General features: G+C 69.8%; 20 protein-coding genes and 2 pseudogenes. 11 read left to right on the forward strand and 11 right to left on the reverse strand.

The features are described from left to right. Positions 1-2: 2 nt before the first annotated feature. The 4 genes from mftD to mftA are packed head-to-tail and all read right to left on the reverse strand — an operon-like array spanning position 3 to position 2,915. Positions 3-1,202, reverse strand: coding sequence for a pre-mycofactocin synthase MftD (mftD, locus tag ACGH7X_RS40060; RefSeq protein WP_399895765.1), 1,200 nt, complete (start codon positions 1,200-1,202; stop codon positions 3-5). Next, positions 1,195-2,442 carry a mycofactocin radical SAM maturase gene (mftC, locus tag ACGH7X_RS40065; protein ID WP_399895768.1) on the reverse strand — a complete coding sequence of 416 codons (1,248 nt, stop codon included), beginning with the start codon at positions 2,440-2,442 and terminating at the stop codon, positions 1,195-1,197. The genes mftD and mftC overlap by 8 nt, the downstream gene beginning before the upstream one ends. Beyond that, complete coding sequence (mftB, locus tag ACGH7X_RS40070; protein WP_399895771.1) at positions 2,439-2,774, reverse strand: mycofactocin biosynthesis chaperone MftB; 336 nt, start codon at positions 2,772-2,774, stop codon at positions 2,439-2,441. The genes mftC and mftB overlap by 4 nt, the downstream gene beginning before the upstream one ends. 12 nt (positions 2,775-2,786) lie before the next feature. Further along, complete coding sequence (gene mftA, locus ACGH7X_RS40075; RefSeq protein WP_399895774.1) at positions 2,787-2,915, reverse strand: mycofactocin precursor MftA; 129 nt, start codon at positions 2,913-2,915, stop codon at positions 2,787-2,789. A gap of 119 nt (positions 2,916-3,034) precedes the next feature. Between mftA and mftR the strand changes: the two genes are divergently transcribed. Next, positions 3,035-3,652, forward strand: coding sequence for a mycofactocin system transcriptional regulator (gene mftR, locus ACGH7X_RS40080; protein WP_399895777.1), 618 nt, complete (start codon positions 3,035-3,037; stop codon positions 3,650-3,652). A 381-nt stretch (positions 3,653-4,033) separates the two neighbouring features. On the opposite strand, the pseudogene ACGH7X_RS40085 reads toward mftR, so the two are convergent. From ACGH7X_RS40085 to ACGH7X_RS40100, 4 genes and pseudogenes are all read right to left on the reverse strand, one after another. Next, positions 4,034-4,336 (reverse strand): annotated as a pseudogene (locus ACGH7X_RS40085) (methyltransferase domain-containing protein); the annotation flags it as partial. Between the two features lie 167 nt (positions 4,337-4,503). Then, on the reverse strand, positions 4,504-5,193 hold the full coding sequence (locus tag ACGH7X_RS40090; RefSeq protein WP_399895780.1) for an alpha/beta fold hydrolase: 690 nt from the start codon (positions 5,191-5,193) through the stop codon (positions 4,504-4,506). Positions 5,194-5,497: 304 nt separating this feature from the next. Next, the gene (gene dacB / locus ACGH7X_RS40095) at positions 5,498-6,877 is read right to left on the reverse strand and encodes a D-alanyl-D-alanine carboxypeptidase/D-alanyl-D-alanine-endopeptidase (protein ID WP_399895783.1); all 1,380 of its coding nucleotides are present in this window, start codon (positions 6,875-6,877) and stop codon (positions 5,498-5,500) included. Between the two features lie 159 nt (positions 6,878-7,036). Beyond that, positions 7,037-7,414 (reverse strand): hypothetical protein, encoded by a 378-nt coding sequence (locus tag ACGH7X_RS40100; RefSeq protein ID WP_399895786.1) that lies wholly within the window; start codon positions 7,412-7,414, stop codon positions 7,037-7,039. A gap of 233 nt (positions 7,415-7,647) precedes the next feature. Between ACGH7X_RS40100 and ACGH7X_RS40105 the strand changes: the two genes are divergently transcribed. The 6 genes from ACGH7X_RS40105 to ACGH7X_RS40130 all read left to right on the forward strand — a co-directional run bounded on the left by ACGH7X_RS40105 (position 7,648) and on the right by ACGH7X_RS40130 (position 16,234). Further along, positions 7,648-8,265, forward strand: coding sequence for a helix-turn-helix domain-containing protein (locus tag ACGH7X_RS40105; RefSeq protein WP_399897689.1), 618 nt, complete (start codon positions 7,648-7,650; stop codon positions 8,263-8,265). A gap of 486 nt (positions 8,266-8,751) precedes the next feature. Next, entirely contained in the window at positions 8,752-9,327 is a 576-nt protein-coding gene (locus ACGH7X_RS40110; protein WP_399895789.1) for a TetR/AcrR family transcriptional regulator, read from the forward strand. Positions 9,328-9,554: 227 nt separating this feature from the next. Continuing rightward, complete coding sequence (locus ACGH7X_RS40115; RefSeq protein WP_399895792.1) at positions 9,555-10,052, forward strand: MarR family winged helix-turn-helix transcriptional regulator; 498 nt, start codon at positions 9,555-9,557, stop codon at positions 10,050-10,052. A gap of 13 nt (positions 10,053-10,065) precedes the next feature. Continuing rightward, the gene (locus tag ACGH7X_RS40120; RefSeq protein WP_399895795.1) at positions 10,066-12,591 is read left to right on the forward strand and encodes an MFS transporter; all 2,526 of its coding nucleotides are present in this window, start codon (positions 10,066-10,068) and stop codon (positions 12,589-12,591) included. A 112-nt stretch (positions 12,592-12,703) separates the two neighbouring features. Next, positions 12,704-13,525 carry a YceI family protein gene (locus ACGH7X_RS40125; protein WP_399895798.1) on the forward strand — a complete coding sequence of 274 codons (822 nt, stop codon included), beginning with the start codon at positions 12,704-12,706 and terminating at the stop codon, positions 13,523-13,525. 585 nt (positions 13,526-14,110) lie between these two features. Then, positions 14,111-16,234 carry a BTAD domain-containing putative transcriptional regulator gene (locus tag ACGH7X_RS40130; protein ID WP_399895801.1) on the forward strand — a complete coding sequence of 708 codons (2,124 nt, stop codon included), beginning with the start codon at positions 14,111-14,113 and terminating at the stop codon, positions 16,232-16,234. Positions 16,235-16,261: 27 nt separating this feature from the next. Here ACGH7X_RS40130 and ACGH7X_RS40135 read toward each other — a convergent pair whose 3' ends face one another. Next, a complete protein-coding gene (locus ACGH7X_RS40135) occupies positions 16,262-16,780 on the reverse strand; it encodes a sigma-70 family RNA polymerase sigma factor (protein ID WP_399895803.1) in 519 nt (172 codons plus the stop codon). Positions 16,781-17,041: 261 nt separating this feature from the next. After that, positions 17,042-17,782, reverse strand: coding sequence for a YbaB/EbfC family nucleoid-associated protein (locus ACGH7X_RS40140; RefSeq protein ID WP_399895806.1), 741 nt, complete (start codon positions 17,780-17,782; stop codon positions 17,042-17,044). A 375-nt stretch (positions 17,783-18,157) separates the two neighbouring features. Here ACGH7X_RS40140 and ACGH7X_RS40145 point away from each other — a divergent pair, with 375 nt between their 5' ends. The 3 genes and pseudogenes from ACGH7X_RS40145 to ACGH7X_RS40155 all read left to right on the forward strand — a co-directional run. Beyond that, positions 18,158-18,433, forward strand: a complete 276-nt coding sequence (locus tag ACGH7X_RS40145; RefSeq protein ID WP_399895809.1) for a hypothetical protein — start codon at positions 18,158-18,160, stop codon at positions 18,431-18,433. 138 nt (positions 18,434-18,571) lie between these two features. Further along, positions 18,572-18,997 (forward strand): 6-pyruvoyl trahydropterin synthase family protein, encoded by a 426-nt coding sequence (locus ACGH7X_RS40150; RefSeq protein ID WP_399895812.1) that lies wholly within the window; start codon positions 18,572-18,574, stop codon positions 18,995-18,997. Beyond that, positions 18,994-19,278 (forward strand): annotated as a pseudogene (locus ACGH7X_RS40155) (MEKHLA domain-containing protein); the annotation flags it as partial. The gene ACGH7X_RS40150 and the pseudogene ACGH7X_RS40155, both read left to right, overlap by 4 nt. A gap of 114 nt (positions 19,279-19,392) precedes the next feature. On the opposite strand, the gene ACGH7X_RS40160 reads toward ACGH7X_RS40155, so the two are convergent. Then, positions 19,393-19,830 (reverse strand): cupin domain-containing protein, encoded by a 438-nt coding sequence (locus ACGH7X_RS40160; protein ID WP_399895815.1) that lies wholly within the window; start codon positions 19,828-19,830, stop codon positions 19,393-19,395. Positions 19,831-20,396: 566 nt separating this feature from the next. On the opposite strand from ACGH7X_RS40160, the gene ACGH7X_RS40165 reads away from it, so the two are divergent. Then, positions 20,397-20,897: a cupin domain-containing protein gene (locus ACGH7X_RS40165; protein ID WP_399895818.1), complete on the forward strand. Its 501-nt coding sequence runs from the start codon at positions 20,397-20,399 to the stop codon at positions 20,895-20,897. Positions 20,898-21,069: the final 172 nt, after the last annotated feature.

A 21,069-nucleotide genomic window follows, 5' to 3' on the forward strand; every position in this document is an offset into this window, starting at 1 on the left:
GGCTAGTCGATCGTGTTCCGGGAGCCGTCGGTGCCGAGCGACCTGGTGAAGTCCGCGGGAACGACCAGGTCGTCGGGGCCGAGATCGTGGACGGAGGAGTGGCCCAGGCCGAGCAGCGCGGAGTCGATGCCGCCGCGCAGGACGTCCAGTACGTTCTCCACGCCGGCCTGTCCGTTGGCGGCCAGCCCCCAGAGGTAGGCGCGCCCGATCATGACCGCCTTCGCGCCGAGCGCGAGCGCCTTGACGACGTCGCTGCCCCGGCGGACGCCGCCGTCCAGCAGTACCTCGACCTGCTCCCCCACGGCCCGGGCCACGGCCGGGAGCACCCGGATCGTCGCCGGAGTGCCGTCCAGGTTGTTGCCGCCGTGGTTGGACACCGAGATCGCGGTGACGCCCGCGTCCACGGCCCGCTTGGCGTCGTCCACCCGGCAGACGCCCTTAAGCATGAAGGGGCCGTCCCACTGGGCGCGCAGCCAGGCGATGTCCTCCCAGGAGGGGGGTGGCGTCTGCATCCACTGCCCGTAGGCCCCGAAGAAGGCCGGTGGCTGTTCCCCGCGTCCGACCACGTTCGGGACGGTCAGGTCCGGCAGTCGCCGGGTTCTGGCGAAGCCGAGCAGCCAGGCGGGCCGGGTCACCCCTTCGGGCGCGAACCTGACCAGTGCCTTCAGGTCGAGCCGTTCGGGGATCCTCGGGCTCCCCCAGTCCCGGCCGTGGGAGAACGACCAGTCGAGTGTGAGGATCAGGGCCTTCGCTCCGGCCGTACGGGCGCGCTCCAGGTGGCGCACCATGGAGTCCTTGTCGCCCATCCAGTACATCTGGAAGAACGTCCGCGGGTTGGCCGCGACGACCTCCTCGACCGGCTTGCTGGCGAAGGAACTCAGCCCCATCGCCGTGCCCCGGGCCGCCGCGGCCCGGGCGACGGCGACCTCGCCGTCGGGGTGCACGGCCTGGACGCCCGTGGGGGAGATCACGACGGGCAGGGAGATGTCCTCGCCCAGCACCCTCGTGTTCAACTCCCGCTTGGCCGACAGGCCCGCGACGTGCGGGGCGAATCCCAGTTCCGCGAAGGCCGCGATGTTGTCGTGGTAGGTCACGCCCTTCTCGGAACCGGCGAGCAGCGCGCTGTAGACGGACTTCGGCAGCCGCTTCCTGGCCCGTCGCTGGGCCTCGGCCACCGTCTCGAACCATCCCCCGTTACCCATGAAGGGCCTCCTCCTTCGGTTCCAGCCCTGCCAACGGGCTCTCGTCACAGATGCGGTCCGGGCGGCGCGTGAGTGGCATGCCGAGCGGCACGGGTGCCTGCCGCACCGGGCCGGCGTGCGAGTGGTCGCCCGTGGGGCGCGGAGCACTCGCACGGTCGACCGAGGACAGGGCGGCGGCGCCGTGTCCCTTGACGCACTCCGGGTCGGGGCCGTCCAGCGGCAGCCCGGTGAAGAACTTGGCCGCCATGCAACCGCCCTGGCAGGCGTCGTACGCCGAGCACTGGGTGCAGGCGCCGCCGGACTGCGGTCGCCGCAGGTCGAGGAAGAGCGGCGAGCCGCGCCACACGCCGGTGAATCCGCCGTCGGCGCGTACGTTGCCGGCCTTGAACGTGTCGTGGATGGCGAACGGACAGGCGTACACGTCGCCCACGGGGTCGATCAGGCAGACCACCCGGCCCGCCCCGCACAGGTTGAGGCCCGGCAACGGATCGCCGTAGGCGGACAGGTGGAAGAACGAGTCACCCGTCAGAACGTTGTCGCCATGGGCGACGAGCCATCGGTACAGTTCCCGCTGTTGCTCCGCGGTCGGGTGCAACTCGTGCCAGACGTCGGCCCCCCGCCCAGAGGGACGCAGCCGGGTGAGACGCAGCTGGGCTCCGTACCGGTCGGCGAGTGCCTTGAACTCGTCGAGCTGGGGGACGTTGTGCCGGGTCGCCACCACCGAGATCTTGAAGCCCTCGAACCCGGCCGCCTGGAGATTGTCCATGGCGCGCAGGGTGGTGGCGTACGAACCGGCCCCGCGTACGGCGTCGTTGACCTCCGCCGTCGCCCCGTCCAGGGACAGCTGCACGTCGACGTAGTCGCTCGCGGCGAGGCGTTCGGCGACCGCGGGGGTGATCCGCACGCCGTTCGTGGAGAACTTCACCCCCACGTGATGGGTGGTCGCGTAGTCCACGAGTTCGAAGAAGTCGGAACGGACCGTGGGCTCGCCGCCTCCGATGTTGACGTAGAAGACCTGCATGCGTTCCAGCTCGTCGATGACCGCCTTGCACTCGTCCGTGGTCAGCTCACGGGGATCCCGGCGCCCGGAGCTGGACAGGCAGTGCACGCACGCCAGGTTGCACGCGTAGGTCAGTTCCCACGTCAGGCAGATGGGGGCGTCCAGGCCGTACTGGAAGTGGTCCACCAGACGGCCCACGGACGTGCTCGAACCGTTCGCCGCCTGTGCCGGGTTGCTCATCGCCGCGTCTCCTGGGCCGGGGTCCGCTCACCGGGCAGTGGCGAGCACCGTGGGGTGATCATGCGGGAGGCGGCCAGCGCCCGCTGGTACCGGGGCGTCACCGCGTCCGCGACCCCGGCGGTGCGGCAGGCGGCCCGGGCGTCCGGGGCATCGGCCAGACTCCGCACCACGGCAAGCAGCGTGGGGTCCTTGACGAAGGAGAGCTTCCGAGTGCCGAAGTGATACAGCAGCCCGCCGAACCGTTCCGGCCGTACCGCCACCTGCGGGTGCAGAGTCCAGGGCTCGTCGAGGTCGAACGGGCCGTCGGCCGGGGAGGCACTGTGCGCAGACATCTGCCGGCCGGACTAGTAGACGCCGCACATGCCGTCGATGGACACCTCTTCGACCAACAGGTCGTCGGCCACGATGTCCTCGTCGGGGACCTGCGCGTCGGACGGCTCCGTGCGCGAGGGTGTTGTCGCGGTGTCGCTCATGGAGGGCTCCCTGTTCGCCGGGGGCTCACGGACCTGCCGCGGGCCTCGATTTTGGCACTCGGTGCTGAAATGCGATCCGTGTGTCAACATAACGGCACTCGGTGCCGAAAGGAAGAGGAGTGCAGAACCAGACGCGATCACCCGCCGGCCACGCCCATCGCGCGGGACGGCGGCCACTGACCTCCCGCGCGGAACTGGAGCGCGTCGGCCTGCACCTGTTCGTCACGCACGGGTTCGCCAAGACCACGGTCGACGACATCGCGGCCGCGGCCGGGATCGGCAGACGGACGTTCTTCCGCTACTACCAGTCGAAGAACGACCTGGTCTGGGGTGACTTCGAGAACGAGCTGGGCCGGATGCGCGCCGGGCTGGCCGCCTGCTCGCCACAGCTCTCCCTGATGGAGGCGCTGCGCCAGGAGATCGTCGCGTTCAACCACCTGGACCCCGCTCAGGTCCCCTGGCACCGGCAGCGCATGACCCTGATTCTGACGGTGCCCGACCTCCAGGCACATTCCACACTGCGCTACGCCGCCTGGCGTGCGGTCGTCGCCGAGTTCACCGCCGAACGGCTGCGGCAGCCGGTGGACGCCCTGGCACCCCAAGTTGTCGCGCACTCCGTCCTGGGTGCGTGCGTGGCCGCCTACACCAACTGGCTGCGGGAGGAGGGCAGCGACCTGGACCACATGCTCGACCAGGCACTGCGTCAACTCGCCCATGGTCTGACGGAGGGCGGCTGAACATCCGCGGCAGGCCTCTTTCCCGGTTTCCCGGTTTCCCGGCCCGCTGCGCGCCTTGGGCAGCAACGCCGGCCGACGGGCGGCCAGCTCCGGCAGTGGGCGCGAGGCGGGCGCCTGGGCGGCGAGACCGGTGATGGACCGGTTCGCGTTGCCGGTCACGGGGCGGTGGCCGACCGGCGTGACGGACGAGGTGGACGGTTCCGGGAAGCCGGCGGGGATGTGAGGCGCACGACGAGACCGTCCCCACCGCCGGCGGCGTCTGCCCGGTCCGGTCTCCTTGCGGTCGGAGAAGGGCTGTCGTCGATTCCGAGTCCCTGGTCGGTGTCCGCAGGTCAGGTGAGGCCGGCCTGCGGTCAGCGCCGCTTCGGACAGGAACGGGGCGGGCAGCCAGGCGAGGTCGTAGACCGCTCGCTCCGTCAGGTCGGCGACATCGAGTCGCCGCAGCGACATCCTGCGCACGACGTCCGGTTCGGCGGCCGCCCGTTCCTCACGGGCCAGTCCCAGCGCGCGTTGCAAGGTGTCGATGCCCACGACCTCGGCACGAGGGAACTCCTGGGCCAGGACGAGCGCCAGCGCCGCGATGCCGGTACCGACGTCCAGAATCCGGCTGCCCCCGGCGCCGAGGCTCACGGCCAGGCCGGGCAGGGCGGGGACCACCTTGGTGGCCAGCGCCCGGCCGGTCATCGCGGACGCCCGACCCTGGTTCAGCAGCACCGCGTCGTCCTGGTCCGCCCAGCCACCGCCCGGGGCACCGGCCGGGTCCTGCGCGGCGACGGCGACCGCCTGGCGCTGTCGCCATCGCGCACATGTTCCTCGGATACGCTCCGGACACCCGGTCCGGCCCACCGGGGTCAGAGGTCGGCGTCCGCGGTGATCAGGCGGGCGAGTTCTCCGGGGGCGGAGTAGAAGGGGGAGTGGCCGGTCGGCAGGGTGTACGAGCGCTCGGAGCGGGCCGCCATGACCTTCTGGAACCCGGGGTCCACCGCGCGGTCCCGCTCGCAGACGACATAGCTGGACGGGACGGTCTTCCAGGCTGCCGTGGTGAGGGGCTCGCTGAAGGACTTGACCGTCTGGAGGACCAGCCGCTCTGCGGCACGGCTCGCGATCTCTTCCGTGGCGTCCGCGTAGAGGTGGGTGCGCGGGTCCTCGTGGGCGGGGAGGGTTCCCGTGTCGCCGCCGGGGATTTCGCCTCCGGCGATGCCGGCCAGTGAGTCCCCCACGTCCAGTTGGAAGGCCGCGAGGTAGACGAGCCGGTTGACGTCGGCACCGGCGGCGGCCTGGGTGACGGGCAGGCCCGCGTACGAGTGCGCCAGGACGGTGACGGGGCCCTCGGCCGCGTCCAGCCTGCGTCGGACGGCTCGGGCGTCGTCGTACATGCCCGCCGTGTTCCGGGGATCGGCCGAGGCGCTCGGCAGGTCCACGGTCTCCACCTGCCATCCGAGCGCGGTGAGTTCGGGGGCGAGCAGTTCCCAGCACCAGGCACCGTGCCAGGCACCGTGAACGAGCAGGATGACGGGCTTGCGGGGGGACGGTGCAGTCATGGATCGGCCTTCGCGAGGGAGAGCGGGGAGAGCGGGAGGTGGCGTGTGCGCGCCGTGTCCCGGCGAGTGGGGCGGGCCGGCGGGTCCCGGCCGACCGGCGGCAGGCATGAGTGTCCGGCGGCGGCTCGCTCACCGCAACCGTAGGAGACGGCGCCCGTGTGCACCATGCTCCGACGTCCGGGTTTGTTGAGCGGGCGTCCCGGGCTCGGTCGCACACGTGTGACGAGCACACCGTACACACACCCACGGCGACGGCTCTCGCCCGGCCGCCGGGTCCGTGGGCCCACTCCTTCGCTGGGGCCTGTCAGGCGTAGCAGCCGTTGACGGTGGCGGCGAGGCCGTCCATGGCGTCCTTGATGTCGTTCGGGGCGGCCGTCGAGCCGTTCTCGATGAAGGAGAAGACCCGCCACTCGCCGTCGTCGGCCTGCGTCAGACCGCTCAGCGCGACGGCTCCGGTGAGGGTGCCGGTCTTGGCTCGGACCTTGCCGACGGCGCACTCGGAGTTCGGGTCGTCGAAGCGTCCCCACTCCGGGCCCAGCGTGGCGCCGGCCTCGCCGGCGACCGGCAGGCCCTCGAGAATGGAGCCGAGGGTGTGCGTGTTGCGGGGCTCGGTCAGCAGCTCGAGGATCTGCGCGAGGGTGGCGGCCGGGATGCGGTCCGCACGTGAGAGACCGCTTCCGTCGTACATCTCGAAGTTCTCGAGGGACACGCCGTACCGGTGGCTGAGCACGTGGCGCACGACCTCGGTGCCGCCCTCGAAGGTGGCGGGCCGGCCCGCTTCCACGGCCGTCATGCGCAGCAGGCTCTCGGCGATGTTGTTGTCGCTGGTCTTGAGCATCGTCTTGACGATGTCGCTCAGCGGCGCCGACTTGTGCCGGGCGACCGGCACGTCCCGGTGGTGCGCCGCGGCACGGGTGACATCACCGTCGACGGTGATGCCGGCCGCGGCGAGCTGCTTGGCGAAGACCTTCCCGGCGTCGACGGAGGTGTCCTCGACGCTGTGTCCGTCCACGACCAGCGCACGGACCGGGGCGACCTCGGTGGGGTAGTAGCCCTCGTTCCAGCCGTTGGCCAGGGACGGCTCGGCGAACAGGCTGTCGTCCACGGCGACCTTCACCGAGGTCAGGCCCGCCGCCTTGAGTCCGGCCACCGCGGTCTTCGTCAGCTCGGCGAGGTCGTCGCTGCCGAGGGTCCGGTCACCGCCTCCGACCAGGGTCAGCGTGCCGTGGCCGTAGACAACCTTCGTGGTGAACCGGTGGTCCGGACCCATCACCGTCAGGGCGGCGGTCGACGTGGCGAGCTTGGCGTTGGACGCCGGCATCATCGCCGTGGTGGCGTTGTGGCCCCACAGCGCGGTGCCCGAGTCGGCGTCCAGGACGACGCCGCTGACGTCGGCTCCCAGACGCTGGTCGAGAACGCGGGTGTCGAGGTTCTTGACCAGCTGCTCCTCGTCGCCCCCGAGTCCACCGTCCTGGTCCGGCGTGGCGTCCGGGACCGTCGTCGCGGTGTTCTGGTCGGCGGCGAAGGCGGAGGTGCCGGTCAGCGCGACCGAGGCCACGGGTACGGCCATGGCGAGCACGACGGCTCGCCGGACCGCCGAACCGGCCGTTCTCACCTTCCGGTGCCGGTGATGTCCCGCCGGGGTGAACGTGTTCACAGGTGTCTGGTCTGCCGTGTCACTCATATGGGGAATCCAAAGCTCGAGTACAGAGCTTTCCGCTCTGGAGGGTGGCTCGGCGCGCACGCTACCACCGCACATGTGTGTGCTTCGGAGCTCAATGCGTGGCACGGCCGGGCCAGTTGTCCGGTCAGAGCGCGGCTTCACCACATGTTCGCGAAACCGTCACGAGACGAAGCTGAACATGGGGCCGCGCGACTCCCAGGAGTGGAGGTTGCCCGCCGGTTCGGTGACCGAGGCGCCGGTGCAGTCCGCGTTCTTGTAGAACGTGACCGGCTTGTCCGTCATGTTGATGTTCGCGAGGACACCGAAGGGCGCCGTGACACACCCGGTGTCGACGCCCTCGTAGAGGGCCGCCCGGCCGGTGAACCACTCCGTCTCGAAGACACACAGGTTGCCGGCGGTGGCGCACCTCGGATCCCGGTTGTCCACGATGACGGGGCCGGACGTCGTCGACGCCATGGCGGGGGCGGCCCCCAGGAGCAGTGCGGCAGCCGTTGAAACGACTGCGACTGCCGCGCGCTTGCGTCCGAGCTTGTGCATGTCTTCTCCTCTTGCCGGTGGGGCGAACATGTCAACCGGCGTCCCAGCCTGTAGTCGCAGCACATAGTTGTCAATGTTTCAAATACATATGGCTGGTTCTGCTGCCTGTCCCGTGGCGGTCCGCGGGGCACATTGTTGCTTTAGTATTCAATCCACAACTGCTACCTTGACGACGTTCCGAAGCACGGCACCGGCCTCGGCCAACGCACCAGAAACGCGGCCCGGGGGTGGGAATGGACAAGAGGACATTCGGTCGACTGCTGCGTGAGGCGCGCCGACGTTCGCTGCTGACGCTGGAGAACCTCGCCGAGGCTTCCGGGGTGAGTGTGCGGGCCATCAGCGACATGGAGCGGGGGCAGAGCCTCCCGCGTCAGACCACTCTGATCGAGTTGATGGACGCCCTCGAACTGGACGAGGACCAGCGGCGGCGTCTCGTCCAGGCCTCCACGCGGCGCACGGAGCGGGTGCCCGGGCAACTGCCGCCCGATCTCGCGGCGTTCCGCGGCCGCGAGGAGGCGCTGAAGAGGGCACATGTGTTCACGTCGCAGGTCGCCGTGCAAGCAGGGCACGTCGTCGTCGTGGCGGTCGGTGGCATGGCGGGTGTGGGCAAGACCACGCTCGCGGTGCACTGGGCGCATCGGGTGGCGGATCGCTTTCCGGACGGTCAGCTGTACGTGAACCTGCGCGGGTTCGAGGATTCGGGGCGCCCCCTGGATCCCGGGGAAGCGCTCGGGGGGTTTCTCAGCGCGCTCGGGGTGCCCAGCGGCGAGATACCTCGCGGCACCGAGCAGCGCGGTGACCGACGTAACAGCCGAAGGCGACAAGGGAGTCGGCCAACTCCTCGCCTGTGACACCCACGGCCCGGAAGCCGTCGACTATGTCTTCCACGAGGTCGATACTGTCAGGGCTGTAGTCCAGTTCCGCACCACTGATGTCGGCCGCGGCCGCGACGATGTCAGCTGCGTGCCGGGGCGCGCTTTCGGGCTCCAGTGGGTGCTTCAGGTGCAGCTGCATGCTCTTCCTCGGGCTGTTGCCGCCAATGGCGTCGAGGCTAGCCGTACAACAGGAGCGGAGCATGCCCCTGAGGATGTGGATTCACGGCTCGATCGCCCGGTCCGTCTTCGCCGGGGCCCGGCCGTCCCACGTTGGACATAGATGGTGATACATCGCAGAGCGGGGCATCCGATGTGGCCCCGCCCTCGCGCGTGCAGTCGACCGACTCATACCTTCCGGGCTCCGCCCTGTCAGAGTCGGGGCCGTGGCCCTCTCTTCCCGTGACGGCACCATGACGACCGCCCTCAGTCGCTGGTCGGTCTCGACATCGAAAAGGACCTTGCATGGCACGGCCTCGTGAATTCGACACCGATCTCGCGGTGGAGCAGGCCATGAACCTCTTCTGGAGGCAGGGTTACCACGACACCCCGATGCCCCAACTGACGTCCCGGCTGGGAATCGGCAGTGGCAGTCTGTTTGCGGCGTTCGGTTCCAAGGAAGGCCTTTACGCACAGGCTCTGAAGCGCTATTGCGACAGCCTGGTCGCGGCCCTGGCGGAAAAGATCGATTCCGCCTCCGACATTCGCGCGACCCTGCGAGAGTTTCTGCTCGCCATGGCCACGGCCGACGTGGCGGACCTGGAGCGCGGCTGTTTGCTGGTCAACGCGGTGACGGAACGCGCGGCCCACGACGGCACCGTCGAACAGGTGAAGACGACCATGGCGGCCATGGAGTCCGTACTGACGGGCACGTTGGAGTACGCCCGGGTGCGGGGCGAGCTGGGAGCCGGGCAGAATCCGGCGGAGCTGGCCCGGTTCCTCACCACGTTCATCCAGGGTCTGCACGTCATGGGCAAGGCCCGCGCCGACCGGGCCTTCCTGGAGGCGGCCGTGTCCGGGGCGCTGAAGGCGCTGGACTGAGGCGCTGAAGGCGCTGGACTGAGGCGTCGCGGCACGCACGGGGAAACGTATTCCCCCTCACGGCCTCTGCGGCGGAAACACCTCAACTCGACCACCCCGACCCACCTGGGCGTTATGGCACACTTACACACCTTTGCCAACTTTTGGTGCGCAAACACCTGTTTTCGTTTGCCCCGGAACAACAAACATACCTATGGTTGCCCCAAGCAACAAACCAGGAGGTGCCCATGGCCGAGAGGGTGCAGTACGAGGAACTGGTCCGTCAGTTCAGCGCCTTCGGCGCCGTGAAGCGAGAAATGGGCCGCATCCTGCCGCCCGACTGCCCCGGCGGGTCCGCCGCCGTACTGACACTGGTCGGCCGCCACGGCGACATACGTATGAGCAAGCTCGCGGAGCTGCTCGCGGTGGACATGTCGGTGACCAGCCGCCACGTCACACACGCGGCCGACCGCGGCTGGATCGAACGCTCCCCCGACCCCGCGGACAAGCGCTCGCGCATCGTGTGCCTGACGCCCGAGGGGCGCAAGCGGCTCGACGAGCTGTCCGAGCGCACCACTCAGTTGCTCGCCCATCGGCTGAGCGACTGGTCCGACGACGAGGTCGGCCAGCTCACTCGGCTCATGGCCCGCCTCAGGGCCAGCTTCGACGACAGCCGGGTTCCCGCGGCCCGGTCACCGCACCGTCCCGGGACCGACAGTCCCCCATCCACTCGTGACCACACGTAAGTAGAGGAAGTCCATGGCAACGACCACACCAGACGGTGTGCGGGCTCATGCCAAGCACGGGGGAGGCCCCTCCGGAGACACCCCGATGACGCACCGGCAGATCATGAAGGCACTGTCCGGGCTGCTGCTCGGCCTGTTCGCCGCCATCCTGTCCTCGACCATCGTCACCAACGCCCTGCCGGAGATCATCGGCGACCTCGGCGGCGGCCAGAGCGCCTACACCTGGGTCGTCACCTCCTCACTGCTGGCAGTGACGGCATCGACTCCCCTGTGGGGCAAGCTCGCGGACCTGTTCAGCAAGAAGATCCTGGTCCAGATATCCCTGGTCGTCTTCGTCCTCGGCTCCGTCGTGGCCGGTCTGGCGCAGAACCCGGCGACGCTCATCGGCGCGCGGGTCATCCAGGGGCTCGGCGGTGGCGGTCTGTCCGCCCTGGCGCAGATCATCATGGCCGCGATGATCGCCCCGCGTGAGCGCGGGCGCTACTCCGGCTACCTCGGCGCCACCTTCGCCGTCGCCACCGTCGGCGGTCCGCTGCTCGGCGGTGTCATCACCGACACCAGCTGGCTCGGCTGGCGCTGGTGCCTCTACGTCGGCGTGCCCTTCGCGATCGTCGCACTGGTCGTGCTGCAGAAGACACTGAACCTGCCGGTACTCAAGCGGAAGGTCAAGGTCGACTGGGCCGGCGCCTTCTTCGTCACCGCGGCCGTCTGCCTGCTGCTCGTCTGGGTCACCTTCGCCGACGACAAGTACGCGTGGCTGTCCTGGCAGACGTACAGCCTGGTCGGCGCCTCCGTCGTGCTGGCGCTGGTCTTCCTGTTCGTGGAGACCAGGGCCGCCGAGCCGATCATCCCGCTGCGCCTGTTCAAGAACCGCACCATCGCCCTTGCCTCGCTGGCCTCGCTGTTCGTGGGCATCTCGCTCTTCGCGGGCACCGTCTTCTTCAGTCAGTACTTCCAGCTGGCCCGTGGCGACTCCCCGACCATGTCGGGCGTCATGACGATCCCGTTCATCGGAGGTCTGTTCGTCTCGTCCACGGTCTCCGGCCAGATCATCACCAAGACCGGCAAGTGGAAGTCCTGGCTGCTGGCCGGCGGTGTGCTGCTGACGGCGGGTCTGGGCCTGCTGGGCACACTCCGATACGACACCCCGTACTGGCACATCGCGATCTTCATGGTGCTGATGGGTCTCGGCGTCGGCATGACGCTGCAGAACCTGGTGCTCTGCACGCAGAACCAGGTGGACCCCAGCGACCTGGGTGCGACCTCCTCCGTCGTGACCTTCTTCCGGTCCCTCGGCGGCGCGGTGGGTGTCTCGGTGCTCGGCTCCGTGATGTCCACCCGGATCAGCCACTACGCCTCCGACACCATCGGGCAGCTCAGCCCGCAGGAGCAGGCGGCGGCCGCCAAGGCCTCCGGCAGCGGCGCCATCCCCGACCTGGACCTGCTGCCGCCGGGGGTCCGCACCTGGCTGGAGAGCGCCTACGGGCACGGCATCGGCGACATCTTCCTGTACGTCGCACCCGTAGCGCTGCTCGCGTTCCTGGTGACGCTGTTCATCAAGGAGGTCCCGCTGCGCACCACGGGCGCCCTCGCCCAGGCGGCGGAGGCCGCCACGGAGGCCGACTCTCCGGTGACCCCGGTCCCGGCTGGCTTGGCTTCCGCCACTCCGGCCACGTCCGTCACTGCGGTCACTCCGGTCTTGTCGGCCACGTCAGCCTTGGCGAAACCGGCGGTAGCTTCGGCGGCCGGTGCCGGTGAGCCGCAGGCGCCCGTCTCCGGGGGTGTCGCGGTCCGTGGTTTCGTCCGCGGCGCCGAATCCGCGCCGGTCCCGCAGGCCGCGGTCACGCTGATCTCGCTGGCCGGCCGCCAGCTGGGCCGCTCGGTCGCCCAGGGCGACGGCTCCTACGCCCTCGACGCACCGAGCGCGGGATCGTACGTCCTGATCGCCTCCGCCGACGGCTTCCAGCCGCAGGCCTCCACGATCGTCGTGAACGACGAACCGGTCGCCTACGACATCCTGCTCAGCGGCACCAGCGGCCTCACCGGCCTGGTGCGGGCCGTGGACAGCTCACTGCCGGTCAAGGACGCCATGGTGATCGTGACCGACGTCCGCGGTGACCTGCTGGCCAGCGCCGCCACCGGGGAGCAGGGCGAGTTCGCCTTCACCGAGCTGGTGCCGGGCACGGTGACCGTCGCGGTCAACGCCGCCGGCTACCGGCCGCGTGCCCTGCCGCTGGAGGTCGCTGGCACCGGCGTCACCCGCGTCGAGGTCGATCTCCAGGCCGGCGCGCAGGTCCAGGGCGTCGTGCGGGCCGGGCAGGGTCCGCTGGCCGACGCCCGCGTCACGCTGGTCGACGCCGCCGGGAACGTGGTCGGCACGGCCACCACCGGCACGGACGGGGCGTATGCCTTCACCGACCTGGACGCCGGTGAGTACACGGTCATCGCGACCGGCTACCCGCCGGTGGCCACCGCCCTGACGGTCTGCGGCACCGGTGCCGAAGGCCACGACATCCAGCTCGCCCACCCCGGCGAGTAGCACCGCCCCGGCCCGTGGCAGGTGTGCGCGCTGTGAGCGGAGGCGCGCCCGCCCACCACGGGCCGGTTTGTCTACGACCACTTTTTTGTGCCTTTGCAGGGAGAAAACGCCGATGGGACTGACCGCGAGGATCCGAACGCGGGACGGATGGGCCGTGTCGCACGCGGTCGTCACGGTGACCGACATGACCGGCGCACAGGTACTGCGCGCCGAGGCGGACACCGAGGGCGCCGTGCGGGACACCACCGCGCTGACGCCCGGGGCGTACACCGTCATCGTCACCGCCGTCGGCTACGCGCCCGCCGCCTCCAGCGCGATCGTCACCGCGAGCGGCCGGGCCGAGGTCGGCACCGTGACGCTGGCCCGCCAGGGCGGCACCGAACTGCCGCCGCCCGGGCCGTGGACGGTCGACCCGGCGCACTCCAGTGTGGCCGCCGTCGCCCAGCACCTGGGCATCTCCAGCGTGCGCGGACGGTTCACCGACTTCACCTCCACCCTCGAGATCGCGCCGGACGACGTCACCAAGTCCCGAGTCCAGGCGGTGATCCGGGCGGCCTCCATCGACACCGGCAACGGCATGCGCGACACCCACCTGCGCTCGCCGGACTTCCTCGACGTCGAGCGGTACCCGGAGATCACCTACCGCTCCACCGGCGTCTCGGAGGCCGGCCCGGACCGCTGGACCGTCCGCGGCGAACTCGGCCTGCACGGGATCGTCCGCCCGGTCGACCTCGACCTGGCCTACCTCGGCACCGGCGCCGACCCCTGGGGCGGCACCCGGGCCGCCTTCCACGCGACCACGGAACTGCACCGCGAGGACTTCGCCATGAACTACAACCAGGTCGTCCAGGCCGGCATCGCCGCCATCGGCACCACCCTCAGGGTCGAACTGGACATCCAGGCCGTCCAGGGGGAGTCACTGCCCGCCACGTGAAGCACCATCAACCTCATCTGTACATCGGCAGCCTTGGCGGCCGATGGCGTAGTAGCACCGCATCGAGCGCCTCCGGTACACGGCGGCGCTCGATGTGTGCCGTGGTCGGTCGGGGCGCCACGTCAGCAAGTGGACCTGAAGGTTCGGTTACTATGAAACGGACCCTGCATTCCGCTTGCCTCTCTCCGTCATCGGGGTGAGGGCGTCCGGCCACTGGACCGCGGGGCGACGGACACCGCGCGGCACACATGCCAGCTGGAGATCACGATGCCCACAACCCATGCGGCACCACACCCCCGAAACGGGTGGCGAATCCCTCGCACACCTGCCCAGGACCGCCACATGCCAACCGGAACCCCGCGTCCGCTTGACACCCCGTCGGACAGGTTGGTCAAGTGTGACGTCCCGCACCCGACCGCCGTGCGGAGCCGGGGGAACACGCGACGCCCGGCGTCGGCCGAACCCCTCCACCTTGACAGCGAGCCCTCTGTGACGAGAAGCTCTCGTCACCGGTTAGACCGGTGACTATAGATCGGGCGCACGACGCCGTAGTGACACGTAGTGAAGGGCGAGGTCGGCCGCGAGATGGACGCGACAGTGCGCTACTCGATCCTCGGCACCGTGCGGGTGCTGCGAGGTGATACCGAGCTGGAACTGGGCCCGCCGAAGAGACTGGCCCTGCTTTCCCTGCTGTTGCTCCGCGCCCCCGGCCCCCTCACGCTGAGCGAAGCCGTGGACATCCTGTGGGACGACGACCCCCCGGCCAGCGCCGTCAATGTCGTACACCGCCACATCGGCGCACTACGCAGGACGCTGGAGCCGGAGCTGCGCAGCCGGACGAACGCGGCGCACCTGGTACGCGCAGCCGACGGGTACCGCCTCCTGGTCGACACCTCCACCTCCGACCTGCTGCACTTTCGTGACCTTCGTGCGCAGGCACAGCTCGCCGTCAAGGGCGGCGACCCCGCGCAGGGTGCCCAGGATTTCATCGACGCCCTCCGCCTGTGGCGCGGACCCGTCGTCGCGGCCGGCACCTACGTGTCCCGGCATCCTGTCTTCACCTCCGTCGGGCACGAGTTCGTCGCGACGGCGAAGGAGGCCGCCGACGTGGTGCTGACCGCGGCACCCGCGTTGACCGAGGAAATCCTGACCGTGCTGCGACGCGCCGTGGACTGCCACCCCTTCGACGAGGCCATCCACAGCCGGATCATCGCGGCCCTGGCGGCCACCGGTCGCCAGGCCGAGGCCCTTCAGCAGTTCGAGAGCATCCGTCGCACGCTGGCCGACGAACTCGAGGTCGAGCCGGGCCCCGGTCTGCGGGCCGCGCAGCAGCACCTGCTGCGACGCAGGCTGAACCCGCGCAAGGAGCTGCCGGAGCCACCGCGGCGGACAGCCATCAGGCCGGCCCAACTGCCCGCGGACTGTGTGCCGTTCGCCGGTCGTCAGAAAGTACTGCGCCAGTGTCTGGAACTTCTCCCCCTGGAGGGCGAGAGCCGGCCGCCCACGATGACCGCTGCCGTCTGCGGGATGGCGGGAGTCGGCAAGACGACCCTGGCCGTGCACTGGGCGCACATGGTCTCCGACCGTTTCCCCGACGGGCAGATCCACATAGACCTCCAGGGCTACCACGCCTCCCAGCCGCCCCTGGACCCGAGTCAGGCCATGTGTGAAGTGCTCGACGCGCTCGGCGTCAGCAGGAGTGCGGCCCACACCAGCGCCACCTCCCTCAGCTCCGCCTACCGCACCGCCCTGGCCGGCCGACGGCTGCTCATCGTGCTGGACGACGCTCGCGACAGTGAACAGGCGCGTCCCTTGCTGCCCGCCACGCCGGGCTGTCTCGCGATCGTCACCAGCCGCCGACGGCTCGAGGGCCTCGCCGTCACGGACAACGCCCGGATCATCACGCTTGATCCCATGACCCGCCAGGAAGGCCTCGAACTCCTTGACCGGCGACTGGGCGCGGACCGGATCAGGGCCGAACGCCCTGCCGCCGAGGAAATGGTCGAGCTGTGCGGAGGCCTGCCCCTGACGCTGGCCGTCGCCAGTACACGGGCGCTGATGCAGCCGCGGTTCCCCCTTGCCTCCCTCGTGACCCAGCTGCGGGAGAACCGGGACAGCCTCGTCGCCCTGTCCTCTCACGACGCCCGTACCGATGCCCGCAGTGTCTTCGCTCGCTCCTACGGAGCGCTGAGCAGCGGTGCCGCGCTGCTGTTCCGGCTGCTCGGCCTTCACCCCTCGCGCGACATCTCCGTGCCGGCCGCCGCCAGCCTGGCGGGCTCCGACCTGCACACGACGCGTGAGGACATCGCCGAGCTGACCGATCACCACATGCTGGTCGAACTGGTTCCGGGCCGCTACACCTGTCACGAGCTGCTACGCACCTACGCGGCGGCGTTGAGCGAGGTCCTGGACGCGCCCGGCTCGCGGACCGATGCGCGTGCCAGGATGTTCGAGCACTACCTGTACAGCGCCGAGGCGGCGACCGCGCTGCTCGCACCGCATCGCAGCACCGTGGTCCTGCCACCGCCCCGCCCGGGTGTCCGGCCGCAGCGGTTTCGCGGGCGCACGGAGGCCGCGGAGTGGATCATCGCCGAGCGGTACCTGCTGCCGGCACTCGTGCAGGACATGGGTCACTACCCCCGGGCGGAGACGTTCCGCCGGCAACTGACATCCACGCTGGAGATGTGCCTCGACCCGACGGGGCGCTGACGGCATCTCCGGACGCCTCGGGTGGCCTCAGGCGGCCTCGAGCGGCAGCGTGGTGCGGAGCTTGCGAAGCGCGTTGTGCTGACGCGACTTGACCGTCCCCGTCGGCACTCCGAGGATTCCGGCGGTCTCCTGTATGGTCCGGTCGCACAGGTAGATGTGAACCAGCACCGCCCGGTGTTCGGGAGAGAGCCGACGCAGCAGGGGCTTGGCCACCAGGGCGTCGCGTACCGCCTCGGTGCCGTCGCCCCCGGACGACGGATCATTGTAGGTGGCACCCACGACCTCCCTGCGTGCGTGGGGTTTGCGCACCCAGTCGATGACAAGGTGGCGGGTGACGGTGAAGAGCCAGCCTCTGACCGAGCCCTCCATCCGGAGCAGGCGGTCGATGTTCCGCCACGCGCGGATGATCGTTTCCTGGACGACGTCTTCCGCGAGCCCGTGATCGCCCAGCATCTTCTCGGCGTACGAGACAAGCCCGTCCCGGTGTTCTCTCATGATGATGCCGAGCAGTTCTGACCGGGTGACGGTGGTGGGGGGCGTAGCCATGGTCTTCTGAGCCATCCTGGTTCTCTGTCATGCAGCGACCGGAGGCCGGATGTAGCCTCCGCGTGCGCAATGTATGCAGAGGTGGGTGCCAGAAAACTGCCGCTTTTGTGACGAGGTAGTGGTGTCCCGGACGCATGCCGTGCATGCTCGGTCCGGTCCACGGTCGTACCACCGGGGCCCGCTGCCACCAGGCAACTCTTCTTCCGAGTCTGTTCCCGCGCCGGCCCCCTTCGAAACCCGGCCGACGTCATGTGTCACACCTCACCGCGGCCGACGGGTGTCTCCGGTCCGCGTCGACACGTCCGTCCGCGCACACCCCCCAACGCCGCACGGACCGCCCCCGACGGCACCGCACACCGCGTCGCCCAGAGCGACGATGGCGTCACGGAGCTCCGCGGGCAGCGGAGCGTGTCGGAAGGGAGACGGCGGGCCGGGGCGGTCCCTCCCCCACAGCGGCCGCTGCAAACGCGACGGCTCCGCCTCCCGAGAAGTCGTCAGAGCCTCACTCTGTGGGTGGCTTCTGGTGCCCACGACACCTCTCGCGGCCCTGGGTGTTCCGGTTTCGGGCACGGAGGGACCGGCATCGGTGACCGACCGCGCCTGCCGCACCACCCGCCGCCAGCACGTCACCGGTTGGGGTCTGGGTACGCCGCCGGCGACCAGCTCACTCCAGGGCATCGGTGCCAGGCGCGCCGACAGCACGGACTCCACGGACATGACGATGGCGGTGGCACGGGCGGCGGCCTCGGTGCGGGCCGTCGTCAAGGCCTCCAGCACACTGCCGGCAAGTGCCAGTCCCGGCATGTCCTTGAACCGGTGACTGGTGAAGCGAATGGCCGACGCCCTGCCATCGGCACCGACGGTGGCCTCCACCACTCCGTCCCTGGACTGCGCGGTGACCGAAAGCCCTTTCATCTGCTCTCTGGCCTTACTCAGGGCACGGTGCTGCTCGGCGAAATCGGCAAGAACCTCCTGCAGACGGCCTCCCGGTGACGCGTCCATCTCTGCTCCTCCGCCGGTGAAGCCGCCCGAGGCGACATGTCGTCAGAACGGCCGTGCGAGGGTCCGGCGGCCCTACATGGCGCGTGCCGCGTTCTCTCCTCTCCACCGTCCGTCCGGCCGGCCGTCCGGCTTCCTGGGCGTCCGCCGGAGCGGGAGAAGGGACGGTACGAGCGGGAGGGTGCCGTGGCGCCCGACGGCCTCCCGCTACATGAGAGACACGAGATATGCGCACGCCTGGTTCACACCTGACGGCTCACGGCCCGTCCCGGGCTCCTCGACGCCGGCGATCCGGCTTTCCGGACGGCGTCGACAGGTATGCTTCGAGGCGACGGGTCACACGTACCCGGCCCGGACTCCCGCGCCGATCACGTCCTCGTGTGGTCCGAGACCGGCAGGGTGCTGGGCGCACTGGCAGGACCGGGTACACAGGACACTCTGTTCGTCCGACGTTCCCGGTTCCGCGTTCTGGGCGTCGCACGGCGCGGCACCGCCACGGTCGGTATGCTGCGCGAGCTGCCCGCCGACGGGGCTATTTCCGGCAGGGAGAAGCTGACCGCCGGGTGGGACACAGCGCTCCTGTACCGTCTGCGCGCCGTGCTCGACCTACCGCCCACGAAGACCCCCGGCGGTGTCTGCGACGGCTCCGGCTGACGGCCCACCGACCGTTGGCGGACCCCGCGATTCGCGGTCGGCCCGTGTACTGCGTCCCCCGCGCCTACAAGCGGTGCGCGTGCGCTCGTACGACACCTGCTCCGTCCGGACACCCACCACCCCTGGAGGACCCGACCCATGTTCAGCATCACCGTCCGGGACCACATGATGGTCGCCCACAGTTTCCACGGCGAGGTGTTCGGCCCCGCACAGCGGCTGCACGGTGCCACGTTCGTCGTGGACGCCACCTTTCGCCGGGCCGCGTTGGACGAGGACAACATCGTCGTGGACATCGGTCTGGCGAGCGCGGAACTCGGCGCGGTCGTCGGTGATCTCAACTACCGCAACCTCGACGACGAGGAGCGGTTCGAGAACGTCAACACCTCGACGGAGTACCTGGCGAAGGTGATCGCCGACCGTCTCGCCGACCGGATACGCGAGGGTGCCATGGGTGAGGGCGCCCGTGGGATCTGCATGGTCTGCGTGACCCTGCACGAGTCGCACATCGCCTGGGCCACCTACGAGCGGTCCCTGGAACGAGAAGGCGCCGGGGAACGGTCGTGAACGGTCCAGACATCCGCACCACGGCGGAACCGGGCGGCGTCACGTTCGCCTCCCTGCTGCTCTCCAGTCACCTGCGTCTGCTGGGCGAACCGCTGTGTCCACGCGAGTGGTCCACGGAAGGCGAGGCCGCGGACTGGCTGTACGCCCGAGCCCCGTTCGGTCTGCTGGCCCATGACACGTCGGCCGATCCGCGGTTCGTCTACGCCAACACCACCGCGTTGGGACGGTTCGGCTACTCGTGGGACGAGTTCGTCGGTCTGCCGTCCCGGCTGTCGGCGCGTCCGGGCCGCCAGGGGTGGCCGGCTCTTCTGGATCGAGGACGGTGTGCCCGCGCCGGTGGTTCCCTCCGGCGCGGGCCCGTCGGCTCAGGTGATGGGGCCGACGGTCGAACGGCCCTACTGGAAGTCGCAGCCCGGGTTGGGTGCGTCCTGCGAGAGCGGGGCGCCGTGGGGCATGACGTACAGCACGTCGAGAACGACATCGGTCTTGCCGAGGTTGCGGCCGATGTGGACGTGCTGCTCGCCGGACGGCTCGGTCAGGGTCCTCCCGGCCCGGTACACGCCGTCGGAGGCGCAGTCGGAGTCGAAGTGGCTGAGCGTGCCGTGTTCGACGAAACCGTAGAGGGTTCCGTCGTGGAAGTGCCATCCGGTGCTCTGCCCCGGCGGGAGGGTGATCTGGCGGAGGATGTAGTCCTTACCGCCGATCGTGGTCTGGGAGATGATCGTGCCCTTGACACCCGGGCCGCCCGGGGTCGCGAAGGCCGTACCGGTTCCGAGGGATAGCCCGATGACGGCGGCCGTGGCCAGTCCCAGCCGCAACAGGTTCTTGCGCATGTCGTCATACCTTTCCGTGGCAATACGAGAGCTTGCTATCGGCGTGTTCACGTCGCACCTGCGACGACGCATCGATGCGGCAGCCCCATAGGTATGAGCAGGCCTGGGGACGCGCCGGACCGCTGGTGATCCTAAGCCCGGCTCCGGCGCTCAAACGGGACGCGTACCTTCGCCGAGGTGTCACACCTGCGAACGCCCAGCTGCGCGCCACCGCCGACCCAGAGGCGCTCTTCCGGCCGCCGATTGAGGAAACCGCTGGTCATCAGGCCCAATGGGCCTGCTCGGGGGCGTCGAAGAAGGCGATGGAGGCCCGTCGTCGGGCTTACACACACATACATGTATGTGTCACGCATCACTGGCGTCCGGACCGTGCACTCAGGCATGTGATGCGCACACGTGCCTGGCCGTGGACCGGTCTGGGCGGCCTTATGACACTCGGGTATGCGCTGTTGGGTATAGGGTCCCACCATCCCAGAGGGTGCTTCCGGATGTCCCCGCGTGCACGTGTCCGCGCGGCGTCCGCGCACCGCGTCCTCGCAGAACCCCTACTCCAGGAGCTTCTCGCCGTGAGTGACTTCCCCTCGCCGCCGCCCGTTTCCCAGGACCGTCAGTTCGTCCTCGGCCAGCACCTCCGTCTCTCGATCCTCACCTCCGCGGAGGAGACCGAGGGGCGTCACGATCTGTCCGACATCACGCTGCCGGGCGGAGCGGGAACGCCGCTGCACCTTCACACCGGCTACGAGGAGCGCATCTGGGTCGTCTCCGGCGCCCTGACGGTGTGGGCCGGTCCGGAGACCTTCACGCTGCGATCCGGCGACTTCTACGCGATTCCGATGAACACGCCCCACACCATCAAGGCCGGGGCGGACGGCGCGCGCACACTCAACATCACCTCTCCCGGCAAGTTCGCGGACCTCATCCGGCGCAGCGGCACCCCCGCGCACCTGGCCACGTCCGAGACCGAATGGGACATGGGGCTCTTCCAGGCCATCACCGAGGAGCTGGGGGACGTCATCCTCGGCCCGCCCGGAGCCACGCCGGCCGACCTGGAGCGCGCCGCCGAGTGACAGGGCCGCACGTGAGTCGCCGCCGGAGCGGGCGGGTCTTCTTGGCCCAGTCTCCCGCTCTTCGCATCCCGACGACCCCGTAGGACGCAGGAGGCCGGGTGTCTCCCGTGCCGCGCACCGTGACGCGCGGCACGGGAGACACCCGGCCTCCTCGACTTGGTCACTTCGCGAC

Source organism: Streptomyces sp. BBFR51 (genome assembly GCF_044591655.1).
Classification (GTDB): Bacteria; Actinomycetota; Actinomycetes; order Streptomycetales; family Streptomycetaceae; genus Streptomyces.